Annotated in this window: 13 protein-coding genes; 5 read left to right on the top strand and 8 right to left on the bottom strand. The window is 67.2% G+C overall.

Translation table 11 applies throughout. The annotated features are described in order from the left end of the window. Nucleotides 1–589: 589 nt before the first annotated feature. The 3 genes from FKD65_RS06470 to FKD65_RS06460 all read left to right on the top strand — a co-directional run bounded on the left by FKD65_RS06470 (nucleotide 590) and on the right by FKD65_RS06460 (nucleotide 2662). Nucleotides 590–1804: a pentapeptide repeat-containing protein gene (locus tag FKD65_RS06470; RefSeq protein ID WP_205718570.1), complete on the top strand. Its 1215-nt coding sequence runs from the start codon at nucleotides 590–592 to the stop codon at nucleotides 1802–1804. Nucleotides 1805–1808: 4 nt separating this feature from the next. Further along, nucleotides 1809–2186, top strand: a complete 378-nt coding sequence (locus tag FKD65_RS06465; protein WP_168220880.1) for an MMPL family transporter — start codon at nucleotides 1809–1811, stop codon at nucleotides 2184–2186. A 275-nt stretch (nucleotides 2187–2461) separates the two neighbouring features. After that, entirely contained in the window at nucleotides 2462–2662 is a 201-nt protein-coding gene (locus tag FKD65_RS06460; RefSeq protein ID WP_141576613.1) for a hypothetical protein, read from the top strand. Between the two features lie 47 nt (nucleotides 2663–2709). Here FKD65_RS06460 and FKD65_RS06455 read toward each other — a convergent pair whose 3' ends face one another. Further along, a complete protein-coding gene (locus FKD65_RS06455) occupies nucleotides 2710–6006 on the bottom strand; it encodes a tetratricopeptide repeat protein (protein ID WP_168220957.1) in 3297 nt (1098 codons plus the stop codon). Nucleotides 6007–6017: 11 nt separating this feature from the next. Beyond that, entirely contained in the window at nucleotides 6018–6470 is a 453-nt protein-coding gene (locus FKD65_RS06450) for a hypothetical protein (protein ID WP_141576611.1), read from the bottom strand. Between the two features lie 191 nt (nucleotides 6471–6661). On the opposite strand from FKD65_RS06450, the gene FKD65_RS06445 reads away from it, so the two are divergent. Further along, a complete protein-coding gene (locus tag FKD65_RS06445; protein ID WP_141576610.1) occupies nucleotides 6662–7273 on the top strand; it encodes a hypothetical protein in 612 nt (203 codons plus the stop codon). A gap of 67 nt (nucleotides 7274–7340) precedes the next feature. Here FKD65_RS06445 and FKD65_RS06440 read toward each other — a convergent pair whose 3' ends face one another. Further along, complete coding sequence (locus tag FKD65_RS06440) at nucleotides 7341–7535, bottom strand: hypothetical protein (RefSeq protein ID WP_141576609.1); 195 nt, start codon at nucleotides 7533–7535, stop codon at nucleotides 7341–7343. An 856-nt stretch (nucleotides 7536–8391) separates the two neighbouring features. Here FKD65_RS06440 and FKD65_RS06435 point away from each other — a divergent pair. After that, complete coding sequence (locus FKD65_RS06435; RefSeq protein ID WP_141576608.1) at nucleotides 8392–8982, top strand: hypothetical protein; 591 nt, start codon at nucleotides 8392–8394, stop codon at nucleotides 8980–8982. 352 nt (nucleotides 8983–9334) lie between these two features. On the opposite strand, the gene FKD65_RS06430 is transcribed toward FKD65_RS06435, so the two are convergent. The 5 genes from FKD65_RS06430 to FKD65_RS06410 form a co-directional block, all read right to left on the bottom strand. Continuing rightward, nucleotides 9335–9601 carry a hypothetical protein gene (locus FKD65_RS06430; RefSeq protein WP_141576607.1) on the bottom strand — a complete coding sequence of 89 codons (267 nt, stop codon included), beginning with the start codon at nucleotides 9599–9601 and terminating at the stop codon, nucleotides 9335–9337. A 53-nt stretch (nucleotides 9602–9654) separates the two neighbouring features. Beyond that, entirely contained in the window at nucleotides 9655–9765 is a 111-nt protein-coding gene (locus FKD65_RS46555; protein WP_141586456.1) for a hypothetical protein, read from the bottom strand. Between the two features lie 1273 nt (nucleotides 9766–11038). Further along, nucleotides 11039–12253 (bottom strand): cytochrome P450, encoded by a 1215-nt coding sequence (locus FKD65_RS06420; protein ID WP_141576606.1) that lies wholly within the window; start codon nucleotides 12251–12253, stop codon nucleotides 11039–11041. A 31-nt stretch (nucleotides 12254–12284) separates the two neighbouring features. Next, nucleotides 12285–12509, bottom strand: coding sequence for a ferredoxin (locus FKD65_RS06415; RefSeq protein ID WP_141576605.1), 225 nt, complete (start codon nucleotides 12507–12509; stop codon nucleotides 12285–12287). Further along, nucleotides 12506–14467: an NAD(P)/FAD-dependent oxidoreductase gene (locus FKD65_RS06410; protein ID WP_141576604.1), complete on the bottom strand. Its 1962-nt coding sequence runs from the start codon at nucleotides 14465–14467 to the stop codon at nucleotides 12506–12508. Before FKD65_RS06410 ends, FKD65_RS06415 begins: the two co-directional genes overlap by 4 nt. Between the last annotated feature and the right edge of the window lie 94 nt (nucleotides 14468–14561).

The following is a 14561-nucleotide window of genomic DNA, read 5'->3' as shown; positions in this document are numbered from 1 at the left end:
GGCCGAGGCCTCTCCGCCTCTGAAGGAACACGGTGTTCGTCGGTGCGTGTCGATGGAGTTTGGATGCTGCAGTCCCATTACCATGGTCTCCGGGAGGCGGACGCTGTGGGTGAGGAGGTCCCGACGGCTCTACACCCCGCGGATTAAAAGTCCGAGATTGTCATATCAGTATGGTGCTATCGATGCCGTTCCATACCCGGCCTGTCCGTATCGAGTTCGATTTTCACGGCGGACAATGCCGCCGCGTGCCGATCTGTTTCGGAGCCACAGAGCCGCCAACGAGTCGCCATAGGCCGTGGAAGCCCCTGCGATGTCCTGGTTCAGCCGTCGGTCCCCTCGTGACGTGCGTGGACGGAGTTTTAGAGAAGACCTCATCTTGCTGGCTGACGACAAGCGGTGTTCGAGAAACTCAGGCCGCGATCCGCAAAGGTTCCTGCCCCGATGTGGCCATCCGGTGGCGAGGGAGTGGATCGGTCTCGTTGACTGATCGGCTGTGAACGGACGAGCGGGACGCGGGGTGGAGCCGGTATCGCGGCACTGGGCCCGGGCGCGGGAGGCACGCGAGCGCAACCCTCCGCGGGTGCGGCCGTTGGCAGCCGGATTCTGGATGCTGGCGGCCGCCTGTGCGGCTGCGCTGGCGGTCTGGCTGACCACTGCCTGGCTTCTGGACGTCGCTGACGGTGCCCCGGCTGCCGACAAGGCGAAGATCCGAGTGGACGCGGTCCGGACCGGGCTGGCCGCCGGCGCCGGGGCGGGCGCGGCGGTCGGGTTGATGCTGGCGTTTCGCCGGCAACGGCACGCCGAGCTTGCCACCGCGCTCGATGAACTGGACGCCGCTGAGCGCCGCCGCGATGCTGCCGAGCGGCGGATCACCGAGCTGTACAACGCCGCCGCCGAGCAACTCGGTTCCGACAAGGCCCCCGTCCGGCTCACAGCGCTGTACACCCTGGAACGCCTGGCCAACGACAACCCGCGACACCAGCAGACGATCGTCAACATCATTTGTGCCTACCTGCGCATGCCCTACACCCCGCCCCCGGCCGATCGCCCCGGCCCAGAGGAGGAACACCGGGAACGGACCCGCCGCAACGCAGCCCGCTACCGCGCCGCCCGCGATAACCGACCCATCCCCGCCGCCCCCCTACCTCACGGCCCGGATCCGCACGAGGAACACCAGGTTCGCCTCACCGCCCAACGCCTTCTGCAAACCCACCTGCATCCCACCGCCGAACACCATTGGGCCGATATCGACCTGGACCTGACCGGCGCCACTCTCACCGACTTCTTCCTCATTGGCTGCACTATCCACCACGTCGACTTCACCAACACAACGTTCTCCGGGGATGCCGTGTTCGGCGGGGCGACCTTCACTAGGTATGCCATATTCCGTGGGGCGACCTTTTCCGGGGACGCCGTGTTCGGCGGGGCGACCTTTCCTGGATCCGCCGTCTTCACCGAGGCGACCTTTTCCGGGGACGCCGTGTTCCTTGAGGCGACCTTCACGGGGCACGCCGTGTTCTTTTGGGCGTCTTTCTCCGGAGATGCCGAGTTCGACGCGGTGAGCATTTCAGGGGACGCCAGGTTCAGTTGGGCGACCTTCTCCGGCTTGGCCGATTTCGGCGGGGCGATCTTCTCCGGGCATGCTGAGTTCGAGGATGTGCGGTTCGAGGCCGTGGTCGAATTGGAGTCGGCCACGGTGGCCGATGCTGCCAGAGTGCATGTACCGCCACCGGGCTGGAAGATCGAGACTGTTGAAGGAGGGACGGGCCGCTTCGTACCAGCGCCCTCACCAGGCAGCGGGTGACGCCATGCTCGACGACGTTGCCGGGCTGCCCAAGGTCGGCCAGGTCCGCAGCCCGTACCAGGACACGGCCGCCATCAGCGAAGACGGCACGATCGGCTACGCCACCGTGGTGCTGGACGTTCCGTCGCAGGAGATGCCTGAGGCCGACACCCAGCGCATCTTCGACGCCGCCCGGAAGGTCGAGGGCGGCGGACTGAGGGTCGAGTTGGGGGGGCGACGCGGCCCGGCCGCTGGGCCAGGGCGGGACGAACGCGGCGGAGGGCGAGGCCTGGTGAAAGCCGCGGGCGCCTGCCGGGCGCAATGGCCCGGCAGGGTGTCCCGGTCCCGGTCCTGGAAATCGAACCCGAGTGGCTCGCCCCCTGGCACGGCTGCTCAGCGGTAGTGCGCTGGGCGGTATCGACGGCATGGTCGTCTGGACGCGCCCGGCAAGGTCGGGCACCGCGTCTCCGGACGCTCCCGCGGGACGGGCCGGAGCCCGTCCCGCTTCCCGGTGACTAGGACGCCGAACCGGCCGAGAGGGTCGCGGCGTTCCGCACTGCATCCCCGCAGGCGTACCGGCTGGTCGGCTACCTGTCGGCCGTCCCGCTGCCCTCCCGATCATGCGTCTGGTCCAGCAGTTGATTGCTTCCGGGCAGTCGGCCGTCCCATCTGGCGGAGGTGTTCGACAGCGGGCTGCTGCGGATAGTCGGTGAACCGGCGGCTGACCCCGAGGAGACCTGCTACGCGGTCAACGACGGCGTCGCCGAGGTGCTGCAAGGGACCCTCCGCCGCTCCGAGGCCGTCCGGATCGGCGAGGAGGTCAAGGCGTTCGTCGAGGCGAACGGTTTCGTCGCTGGTCGCTGGAGTGCAGAAAAGTAGAAGTTTCCCGACGGCGGCCCTAAGGAAACGGACTGGCCAATGCTCCCTCAGTCCTTTGGAACTGCGGGGGGTTGTTTCAACCAATCTGGTACATCATGGTTGGTGACCGCCCGGTAAGTTCTAGCTGTTGCAGCGGCATCCTCGGCATGACACTCGCGCAGAAGATCAATGATCGTGCCGAGGATTCCCTGGGCGTACTCGGGAAGCTCTTGCCCCGCCTTTAACGCCTTGATCAGGAGAGCGACCGCCTCACCCCACCGAGCATCCTGCACCAGCAAATGCCCCATCGTCGTGAGACTCTTGGTGTAGCCGGAGAGATAGGCGGCGCGGTTTGCCACCGCCAGGTCCCGATAGGCGTCGACGGCTTCTCGGGAGATCGAGACGGCCTCCTTGCGACGCCCCATCTTCGCCAGGAAGAGCGCGTGGTTGTTCAACGAGCCGGCCAGGCGGGGCAGGTAGGCGGCGCGGTTTGCCACCGCCAGGTCCCGATAGGCGTCGACGGCTTCTCGGGAGATCGAGACGGCCTCCTTGCGACGCCCCATCTTCGCCAGGAAGAGCGCGTGGTTGTTCAACGAGCCGGCCAGGCCGGGCAGGTAGGCGGCGCGGTTGGTCGCTGCTAGGCCTCGGCGTAACTCGAGCGCTTCCTGGGAGATTGAGACGGCTTCCTCTAGACGCCCCACCTGTGCCAGAAGGGTGGCGTTGTTGCTCAACGACATAGCTAGGTCGGGTATATGGGCGGCGCGGTTGGTCGCTGTCAGCTCCCGGCGCATCTCGACGGCTTGTTGGGAGATGGGGACGGCTTCGTCCTGTCGGCCTACCTCCGCCAGCCGTACCGCATGGTTGCTCAACGACATCGCCAGGTCGGGTAGATGGGCGGCGCGGTTGGTCGCCGCTAGGTCCCGATAGGCGTCGACGGCTTGTTGGGAGATGGGGACGGCTTCGTCCCGGCGTCCTACCTCTGCCAGCCGAAGGGCGTGGTTGTTCAACGAGGCGGCCAGGTCGGGCAAATAGGCGGCGCGGTTGGTCGCTGCCAGCTCCCGGCGCATCTCGACGGCTTGTTGGGAGATGGGGACGGCTTCGTCCCGGCGTCCAACCTCCGCCAACCGAAGGGCGTGGTTGTTCAACGACATCGCCAGGTCGGGTAGATGGGCGGCGCGGTTAGCCGCCGCTAGGTCCCGGTGCATCTTGACGGCTTGTTGGGAGATGGGGACGGCTTCGTCCCGGCGTCCTACCTCTGCCAGGAGGTCGGCGTGGTTGTTCAACGACATCGCCAGGTCGGGTAGATGGGCGGCGCGGTTGGTCGCCGCTAGGTCCCGATAGGTGTCGACGGCTTGTTGGGAGATGGGGACGGCTTCGTCCTGTCGGCCTACCTCCGCCAGCCGTACCGCATGGTTGCTCAACGACATCGCCAGGTCGGGTAGATGAGCGGCGCGGTTGGTCGCCGCTAGGTCCCGATAGGCGTCGACGGCTTGCTGGGAGATGGGGACGGCTTCGTCCCGGCGTCCTACCTCCGCCAACCGAAGGGCGTGGTTGTTCAACGACATCGCCAGGTCGGGCAAATAGGCGGCGCCGTCCGGGGCAGCCGTGAGTTCTCGGCGTATGTGCAGGGCAGTACTGCTCTGGGTTAGGGCGTGGTCGTGTTGGCCAGCGTAGGAAAGGCGGATTGCGAGGACGTCGTGGATGCGGGCGCGTTGGGCGGGGGCGGTGGTGGCGGCCAGGCGGTGTTCTGCGAGCCGTTTGGCCAGGGCGGCAGCAGCGATGTCCAGATCGATGTGCCGGTTGGGTAGGAGGTTCTCGATGGCCTCCAGCAGTGCCGGATCCGCATCCTCCAAGCTGGCAAGGGCGGCCAAGGCAGTGCCTCCGGCCTCCAACGCCAGATAAGGACGAGCCCTCAGCAGTGGGTAAAGCTGCAGGTGGGCCAGATGCGGCCACCGGGCTGCGGCCTCGATCAGGGTGGTCAAGGCGTGCCGAGCCCATACTGGCGGGGTTGGACGCCTGGTGGAAGGTGGCAGCGCCGACCTCCCGGGCTCGGTCCCGGCTGGTGCTGCGAGGAGCCGCGAGAGCGCGTTGTCCGCCCACATGTCACAGGGGAAGTCGTGGGCGTGGCCGCAGGTGAGCAAGGCGAGGTAGTCCTCGCCGAGCCGGTCGGGATACAGCGGTTCCAGCATCCTGGTTGCCAGCGCTGTGGCTCTCGGCACCGTCGTAATGCCCTCAACGGCTGCGTCGTCGGCGGGGGGCGGATAGCACAGCGCGTGGTCTTTGAGGAGTTGGCCAGGGTGTTCCCGGGACTCGATGGCGGCCCATTCCAGGGCGTTGATGGCGTCGGTGTGGCTGAGCGGACCAGCCAAAGTGGCAATATAGACCACTTGTGCCATTGCGTCGGGGGTTGTCGCTAACGGGGCGTCAGTGCGGGCGTGCAGGTCCTGCCAAAAAGCGCGTTCACGGCCCAGCAAGAACTCCGACACCTCTACCGGATCAGCGGGCGGGGCACCGGAACGGTCATGGCCCAGCACGGTGGCCAGCGCGGCCATGTGCACGGCCAGCACCAGCCGGTAATCTTCGTGATCGGCCAACGCCGTCGGCGGAGCAATGCCTTTGGCGGCGGGGACCTTCAGCAGGTCGGCGAACCGGTCCCGCGCCGCGGTGAACAACCCCTCCCGCGTAACCGCTGGATCGTTCTCCAAAGGTCTCAACTCGGTCCGGGTGGCTGTCAGATCTAAATCATGCTTGATGCGGTACTGCAGGGTCTGCCACCAGGTCCCCGCTGGCCGCGCCAGCAGCAGCACCCGCACGGCTACGCCCGCACCGGCACTGATCCGGGTGTCGTGCAGCAAAGTCAACAGATCGGCGATGTCCCACCGTTCCGCGTAGTCCACCGCCACCAGCACCCCTGCCGCACCCTCTAGCCGCGGCGCCTGAAACACAGTGGGGCCCTGACGGTCGCGGCGGTGGTAGGCGCCCATCACGACCCACCCCTGCGCCGCCCACTCACCAGCGACCTGCCCGGCCAGCCGGGTCTTGCCTTGCCCGCCCGGTCCGTGCACCAACCGCACCGCCAACCCTGCTGGCCCGTCCCGCCACTGCAGCAACCGCTGTCGCTCATCGGCGCGGCCAGTGAATCCGACCAGCGCGTTGGACGCTTGCAGCAGCACGCTCGGCTGCTCCCACGCATCCACCCCTGTGGGCGTGCCCACCTGCGCGCTGGCGGGCGCATTGATGCCCTGAGCGGGCCAGCATCCGAGGCGGTAACACTCAGCGGCCTCGTAGACGATCAAGTTCCCGGCGGCCTGGAACACCCGCGCGAACCCCGAGGCGACCGCATGCTGGTTGACGCCGTCCCCCATCCCCCGGCCTGTCATCGCCCGCTGATCGTCTGATCCTGGCCCGCTTGGTAAACCCGACCCGGCCCCAACGCGGTGGCGTGCTGAGACACACTGGTCGTGCCGTCGCCAGTGGAGACGGTCGCGGAGTTGTTGCCACCGATAGCCACCAAGCACTCGCCCGACGCCGTCGATCCGCCTTCGTGGTGCTGCAGATCCCCTACCAGGAGGCGCAGCCGCTCGCCGAAAGCGGGATCGGTCTCGACCGCGTCGGTAACCCGACGTACCGCCTGGTCACCTACCTGTCTGCCCGGGGACTGTTCAGCCAACGCCGCAAATGCCGGATCGGCGCCAAGCTTGCCGGTCACCAGGTCGTGTACCGCATCCATCCCAGCGTCTAACGCACGGTCCACCTCGGCGTCCGCACGGCCAGCTACCCGCCGCAGATACCCGACCGCCGCCTTTGCAACCAACTCGTTCCCGGTCACCGATCGCCTCCCTCACCGCCGACTGCCCAGATTGGACAGAACCCCTTGGACGCACACCCCAACTTGTCAGACGCGCGGCAGCACACCAAGGATTCATGCCGGAACCCGGTAGGTGTCAGTCCCTATCCCGTCTTCGCCAGCGCTGGGCCTCGCCTGTCGCGCACTGTCAGCCGACCGCTGGCCGGGATGAGTTGACGCCGGAGGAGCGCCAGGCGTTCTACGACGATGCGGCCCGTCCCGCGGCCTTCGCCACCGCCCAGATTCGGCGGCACCTTGTCACCAACCCGCATGCTGCGCAGGACGCCTGCTGGGCGGCCTCCGATGCCCTTCACGTCGCAGCCCGAGTTACCGGTAACCGTCACCTCCACCGCGCCGCCAATGCCTACGACCGCGCGGCCCGCGCCCCCTACGGCCGTATCCCCACCCCGACTCCGGCAGGCAACGCGCTGCGCACCACAGCCCGCCTGCTCGCGCTCACCGGCACGGCGAAGGACCGAACGGTGGTATCGATGATGCTGCTCGTCGCCAACTTCATCAGCCTGCTCGACACCGTTGCTCAGCTGCGCAGCCTCCAGGAGCGTCACGCCCAGGCCGACGCTGCTCGAAGAGCCGTCGTGCACACGCGAGAAGCACGCCCAGCGGGCGGCGCTCCCTCACCCCCACCGGCTGGCCCGAGCCCGCAAGCGCGCCTGGCCATGGCCGCCTTCCCGAACGCGTGGGCTCCGCTGCCGCAGGATGCACAGAGCAGATCAGCGCCGTCGGCTCCTACGGGTCCAGTGCGCTCTGGTCGTCGACGTCCGTGATCGAACGGCTCTTGATCGCGCGGCCTGCCAGCACTTGCCGCACGGAGGGGTTGCTCTCACCAGTCGCTCATTTCCGCCCTTCGAGCTGGCGGAAGGCGCGCTCGAAGGCTTCTGGGTCGGCGGTGTGGAGCAGGTCCATCAACCCGTCCAGGTCGGACGCCGAGATCAGGACGCGCCCCGTCGCCCTCCAGATCCCTTCTCGATCCAGCGTGATCGACCATTCAGGGAAGAGATACGGCAGTAGCAGCAACGTGACTCGCATCGTTTCCTCACACGAAGCGTGGCCTCTGGCTCCTCGTGCCGGGGACATCGCAGCGTCAGGGCAGCGCGAGGTGAGCCGTCGGCGAGGTGCCAGCGTGGGGCTGGTCCTTTTCCGACGACCTCCTCCCGAACCCGCCGTGCAGCTTTCACTGCAACGGGCTCTCCGGTGGCTGCTGCATGGTTGCGGTGGACTATCCGGTGTGGACGAGGTCGTGGCAGGATTGGCAGACGATCAGTGTTTTTTCCTCAGCTCAGGCACCGTCTATGACGAACAGATCATCGGCTCGGCGGCTCGATGTGGCGCCAGGCGTGGTTTGCGTCGAGGAGAAGGCTACCGACTGGTCCGGCCGAGCGGACCGGGTGCTGGCTACCGTCGGCACTTACTCCCAGGCGTTACTGGCACGACCTTCGGAGTGCCGCGTCCATGACATCAGCAAGAGGGAGTGGCCCCGAACTCGCGTAACCAAGCCGAGGGGCTCCTGAACGGTATCCCCAACATTTCCGCCCTTGTCCGACAGCGGCCGTTCCAATTTTACTACATGAATTCGGCAGTCATTCATTGAAACGCGACGTTTCGGAATCGTGCGGTAGTTTCATTTTTCCACGTGCCCCGGCAGGTCAGGGGATATCGCCGGAGCCCCCGCCGCAGTCGGGCGCGACAGGTACCTCCAGTCGCCCCTTCGCGCCTTCGGCCCAGTGGCCGGCCGTCCGAGCCGGGCTCTTACCCTCGATCAGGCCCCCCGCCGTGCTGTAAGCGGCCCAGCATCTCGACCGCACGCCCGCGCTGGCTCAATCTGGTGCTACCGTTGACGGCTCCCAGTTCAGGGGTGGTCCCAAGGACTCGCCTTGGAGGATGTTTGGGTGCCATTGAAGTCACGCATGAGGCGCTCAACGCACGCTTGCGGGACGCGACTCCGGACTCGGCCCTGGCCTTCGGCGCGAGCTGCCTGTACCGGGTCCTGCCACTGATAGACGCGTGTTCCACCAGCCGGGTGGACCCTGCGTCGAAAGAACGGCTTCTGGCGCCGGGGCTGGACGAGAAAGGCATGCATGGCTGCCTGCGCGAGCTGGGGAACACGGTGCAGGAGCCGTCCTTCCCGGTGGGATGCGAAGAACTCGGCGACGCTCCAGCCATGGCCGGTGAAATCGTCTTGCGCGGGCTGGCGCCCGGGTTCGTTCTCAGGGAGTGGGCTGATTGGGCCTCGACGCTCACTCTGGATATCAGCCAGGAATTCGATGCGATGCTAGACGAATCGGATTCCCATGGTGTCGTTTTCCGTCCGGCGGGAGAAAACGCGGATCTCACACCCATGGAATTCGCGGAACTGCACGAGCAGGTGCGGACACTGTCCCTTCTCGCCGAGCGGCCGCGGGACGAACCCGAGTTGGACGAACTGATCCGCGCCGGCGCCCGCCGCACCGCCGACACGCTCACGCATCTGACGTAGCCGGTACGCGTGGCGGCGGACGCGCGGGCCCGGTAGCGGATAGAGGCGTTGGTTCCTTCGCGGCACGCTGTGTCCCGGGTTTCGAGCGTGCGGAGGTGGGCGGCGGTCATGCGGCGAGCCTGCAGGACTTGTTTAGCCGGTGGCGCCAGGTGAGGTCCCCAGGGAGATGGGGTGGAGGGAGGAGCCCCATCGCCTCGGCAAGGTGTTACGTGGTGGCTGGTGCTTGCCGACTCCATCAATGCGTTGCCGAACGCGTTGCCGACGGTGCCGGTGGAGGCGTCGATCCCGACGTCGATCAGGTGGGTGGTGAACCGGGAAGACGTGTGTTGCGACCTGGCGTCGCTGTGGTGCATCAGGCCGGGCCGCCGGGTGTTTCGGCCCGGTCGAGCCGCCACAGCGTCATGTCCAGGGCGTCCAGGACCAGCCGGGTGCGCTTGTGGGACGCGTCCGCCCATCCGACGATCGGACGCGAGAAGATGACGATTACGAACCCGACGTAGACGACGGCGGCCCAGGTGGTCACGTGCGTGAAGTCGGCCACCGCTTGGCGGTTCGGCGGGGTCGCGGTGAAGTCTCGGCGCAGCAGGTCGGTCGCACGTTCGTGCCCATCAGCGCGCACGGTGGCGCGAATCTTGCGGCCGCAGCGGGCGCGGTGCAGGCCGGGTTAGCGCATCAGGCGCTCCTCACCGGGCAGCCTGCCACCTGGTAGCCCTCGCGCTGTAACTGCCGCCAGACCTTCCGTGCGCCATAGACCCGATAGTCGGCCTCGAAGGTGAGGGTGATCTCGGTCCTGGGCCACCGTCACGGACCGCCTGGGCGATGCCAGACGAGACTTGGCGGCGCGGTAGGTGAGCGGCGATCTTGGTGCCTTGCGGAGACAGCACCCGGCAGATCGGCTCGGCCCCGAACAGCTTCTTGAATGCGTCGACGAACGCGATCAGTACTTGTGCGGCCGGTCGAGCTCGACCGCGAAGACGCCCGCCGCGGCCTTGAGCCTCTCGTTCGCTCGCCGCACTGCGCACCGTCTCGGTCGAGAGATGACTCCCAGCTTGGCTGCGACGGCCTCATCGCCGACCACTCACTCGGGTAGTCCGGACGGACCTCGGCCATCATGCGGACCGCACGCCTGCGCAGCTCAGGGGGATATGGGGGCGCACGTGCCATGACTCGCTCTACGCAGGGAGAACGAGCCTCCATCCCATCCGGGGCGTTTCATATTCCTCGTCCCGGGCGCCTGTCGACGGCTGGGAGGCTCGGCTGGCTCAGCGAAGGATCTTTGGATGTTCACCTGGGCGGACAGCGAGGACTTCTTGACCGGTGTCATGTGCCTGACACGCATTTCCGGCCAACGTGATCTATCCACTGAGACGAAAGCCGCTTTCTGGGCCCGAGCCTGCGGGCGTTGGCTCCCTCTGTGGCTCCCCACCGCCGTTGGGGGAGCCACGGAGCGACTCAGGTTTAGCCCTCTGACCTGCATAAACTCTGTCGGGACGGCGGGATTTGAACCCACGACCCCTTGACCCCCAGGCACAGCAGACCAGTCGATCAAGGTCGATGGAAGTCGACAGGGGAGCCTCTCACCTGCGGAAACGTCCTGGGGAGTCGCGGCAGGTCCGGGGGAGCCCGACCACGGTGGCTCCCTGATTGGCTCCCCGCGGCTCGCCTCAACTCGTGGGGCTTCCTCGGAGACCGCCTGATCGAGCATCCGGCTCGATCAGGCGTCAGTCGTTGGTTCGCGTCGAGGAGTGAACTACTCAAGGAGTAGCGCGCCACACTCCCGCCTGGGATTGGGCGGCACCCACAGCCCTGCACACTCCGAGGCTGGGACACGGCGTATGGTTCTTCCCCCGAGAACGTGCGCACCTGTAGGGGGCGGTGTCGTAGCCGATCAGGATGACTCGGTCGCCGCTGACCGGCTCCTTGCCCGCCCTATCGCCTTCTTCACCGCCTTGACGCGCCGCTCTGTTTCGGCCTGGAACGCCTTGGCGTCCGCGCATAACCCCGTCCCCTGCGTGGGTGGCCGAGCCGCTGGTCAGGTGTGCGGCGGATCCTGGAGTTACCAGCTGATGGGGAGGTCGGTCATGCCGCCGGTGAGGACGCCGTCCAGGTAGACGGGTTCGCCGGCGAGTTTCAGTTCGGGCAGCCGGCGGAAGAGGGTGGCGATGCCGACCTGAAGCTCCAAGCGGGCGAGCGGGGCGCCGAGGCAGTGGTGGATTCCGTGGCTGAGGGTCAGGTGGGGGTTGCGAGCCCGCGTCACGTCGAACGCGTCGGAGCCGGTGAAGACGTCGTCATCGTGGTTGGCGGTCGCCAGGTCGACGGCGACCGCGTCGCCGGCTTTGATAAGGACGCCGTGGAGTTCGACGTCCTCGGAGGCGACGAAGGGGACGAGGCCGGCGAAGCCGCTCATCTCGCGGCCGAGCGCGAAGCCGCCGTGCCGCAGGATCTCCTCGACCGCGGTCGGGATGACGCCGTCGATGTCGGCCATCAGGGCGGCATGCTGGGCGGGATCGGCCAGCAGTGCCTGCACGCCCAGTTCGATGAAGTTCGCGGTGTTGTCGAAACCGCCGCCGACCAGGAGCATCGCGATCTGGATGATCTCGTCGTCGGTGAGCCGGTCGTCGGCGTCGCGGGCGGCCACCAAGGCACTGAGCAGATCGTCCTGCGGGTCGGTTCGCTTCCGCGCCATGAGCTCCTGCAGGTAGAGGTAGAGCGAGGTCATCGCGTCGGTGACCTCCTCCGTGGTCATGCCGGACGTGGCCAGCATCGCGTGACTCCACTGGACGAAGTTCGCCCGGCCCTCTTCCGGTACCCCGAGCATGTCGCCGATGACGCGGATGGGGAGCCGGAGGGCGAAGGAGTCGACGAGGTTTGCGGGCGGACCCGTGTCGACCATCGCGTCGACCAGGTCGTCGGCGACTTCCCGTACCTTTCCGCGCAGCTGCTCGACGCGCCGCAGCGTGAACGCCTTCGAGACCAGGCGCCGGAACCGCGTATGGTCGGGCGGGTCCATGAACTGCAGCGTCTGCGTGAGGAATGCAGGGAACTCGAAGGCGTAGGGGACCGGACGGCCGTCGGTGAACGGCTTGCGTACGAAGCGGCGGTCCTCGAGAACGGCCCGGCATGTCTCGTGCCGGTGGATCATCCAGCAGTCACCGCCGATGGGGAAGGAGACCTTCGTCATCGGACGATCGCTGCGGATCGCCCGCATGATCTGCAGGGCCTCGGCCGGGGGAACCGGGCCGAAGGGGAACTCGGCTTTGGCGGCGCTCATGGTGGTGTTTCTCCTGGTTCTGATGCGAGGGTCAGCTGGGCTCGACGGGAGCGCCGCTCTCGTCACGGATGGTGATGGCCGAGTTCGGGCACAGTTCGAGGGCTTCGAGGACGCCGTCGGAGGGCGCGATCCATGCGGCGACCGGCCGGGACTTGCCCTCGTCGAGGGCGAAGTAGTCGCCGGCGACGTTCACGCACATCTGGTTGCCGATGCAGCGCTGCCGATCGACCTCGACGGTCCACCGTGGCTCGCTCATGACGGCTCCTCGGTAGTCGTGTCGAAGAAGATGTGGTCTTCGGGGACGGGGGAGCGGAGCATCGCCCAGTAGTCCACGAGCCGCCACGGGCAGCTGATCCACGCGCGGCCGGACTCGTTGCGGTAGTAGCCGTTGGCCGTGCCGCCGTGACGCCAGACCGTCTTGTCGAGTGCCTCGTCGACCCTCCGGTTGTACTCGTCCGTCACGTCGCGCCGGGGCTCCATCGCGGAACGGGAGTTCTCGATGAGGTACTGCAGGCACTCGATGACGTAGTGGACGTGCCCTTCGCTGACCGAGTTGTGCCCGCCGCCGTGGTTCGGAGCGGAGTTCGGGCCCGCCGTGACGAAGAAGTTCGGGAATCCGGGAACGGTGATGCCGAGATGGGCGCGGGGGTCGTTTCCGGCCCACTCGTCGGCGAGCTTTCGCCCGTCCCGGCCGATCACGTCCATGAAGGAGAGGAATTCGAGTTTGAATCCGGTCGCGAAGATGATGACGTCGGCCTCGATGAAGTCGCCCTCGGTGGTCACCACGCCGTTCGGTTCGATGCGCCGGAACGAAGCACGGTGCAGGGAGACGTTGTCGCGGGCCAAGGCTGCAAGGAACCCCGGGTCCTTGACGATGCGCTTGGCGTACGGGGGGAAGTCGGGAGTGAGGGCCGCTCGGATGTCCGGACGGTCGGGGAATGTGCGTTCCAGGTGGTCCAGGCATGCGCGCAGGACGATGTCGTTGGCGGCGGAGACGGACGGACGGTCCGCGTCCCAATCGGGATCGATGCGCGGCTTGTCCCATCCCTTGTCGCCCGCGTACCAGTACGTCTTCACACGGAACCACTGTTGGTAGTACGGGATGTTGGCCATGGCCCAGCGCGCTGCCTCGGGCACGGCCTTGTCCACCATGGGCTCGGCGACCATCCAGTGCGGCTGGCGAAACACGACGTGCAGGTCTCCGACCTCACTGGCCAGGCTCGCGGCGACCTGGACGGCAGTGCAGCCAGTGCCGAGCATGACGACTCTCTTGCCTGTCAGGTCCACGGCCGGATCCCACTCGGCCGTGTGCATGACGGTGCCCGTGAAGGAGTCGCGGCCGTCGATGTCGGGCTCCGAAGGTGCGTTGAGCATGCCCGTGGCGGTCACGACCGCGTTCGCCTCGTGCACCTGGACGGAGCCGTCGGCGGCCTGGACCGTTACCCGCCAGCGGCAGGACTCCTCGACCCATTCGCAGCTCAGGACCTTGGTCCGGAATGCGATGTTGCGGCGGAGGTGGTACTTGTCGACGACGTGTCGCATGTACTCCAGGTACTCGGGCCCGGTCGGGTAGTACATCGACCAGTCCGGGTTCAGTTCGAAGGAGTACGAGTAGAAATGGCTGGGGGTGTCGACGGCCGCCCCGGGGTAGACGTTGCGCGACCAGGTGCCGCCGATGTCGTCGCGCTTTTCGAAGATCAGATAGTCGAAACCGGCCTCCGCCAGTTTGACGCCCGCATTCAGCCCGACCATTCCCGCGCCTATGACGATGACGCGGAAACCGTCCGGGGGTGCCTTTGTGACGGGCACGTGCCGCCGGGCCGGCTCGAAGCCGCACATTTCCCGCAGGTGCGCCGCGAACTCCTCCCCGACGGCGTCGTCCACGCACACCTCGGCCATGCGGCGGAAGAGATCGTCGTCGGGAACCGTCAGCCGAGGTGCCATTCCGCCTTCGAGCAGCGCGAGCGCCCGCGCGCGGACCTCGGCGGCGACCGCCTCCGGGTACCGGCCCGCGACCGTCCGAGCCTCGCCGCGCTCGGCGTCGAGCATGGCCCGGAACTCCGTCAGCAGCGAGACATCGCCGGTGGTGTGGACCAGGGCCATCAGGAGCGGGCCGGGTTCGGCGGCGGCCACCGCCGCCCGCAGCCGGCCGCGGTCCACATCCGGCACCGGCTGCACGACGTAGGTGGGATCGGTCGGTGAAATGACGGTCATGGGCACCGGTTCCTTCATTCATTCGGTGAGCCGCGCGTGCACCACCGGCGTTGCGGTGTGCGGTGGGGCGCTGACCATCAGGAAAACGCCTTCG

This window comes from Actinomadura sp. WMMA1423 (genome assembly GCF_006547145.1).
Taxonomy (GTDB): Bacteria; Actinomycetota; Actinomycetes; order Streptosporangiales; family Streptosporangiaceae; genus Spirillospora.
This window is presented reverse-complemented; position numbering and strand designations above follow the sequence as displayed.

Bases quoted from the DNA above. Each gene is read 5' to 3' on its own strand.
- FKD65_RS06465 (WP_168220880.1), top strand. From the start codon at position 1,809: ATGCTCGACGACGTTGCCGGGCTGCCCAAGGTCGGCCAGGTCCGCAGC.
- FKD65_RS06455 (WP_168220957.1), bottom strand. From the start codon at position 6,006: ATGGGGGACGGCGTCAACCAGCATGCGGTCGCCTCGGGGTTCGCGCGG.
- FKD65_RS06440 (WP_141576609.1), bottom strand. From the start codon at position 7,535: ATGCGAGTCACGTTGCTGCTACTGCCGTATCTCTTCCCTGAATGGTCG.
- FKD65_RS06420 (WP_141576606.1), bottom strand. From the start codon at position 12,253: ATGAGCGCCGCCAAAGCCGAGTTCCCCTTCGGCCCGGTTCCCCCGGCC.
- FKD65_RS06415 (WP_141576605.1), bottom strand. From the start codon at position 12,509: ATGAGCGAGCCACGGTGGACCGTCGAGGTCGATCGGCAGCGCTGCATC.
- FKD65_RS06410 (WP_141576604.1), bottom strand. From the start codon at position 14,467: ATGACCGTCATTTCACCGACCGATCCCACCTACGTCGTGCAGCCGGTG.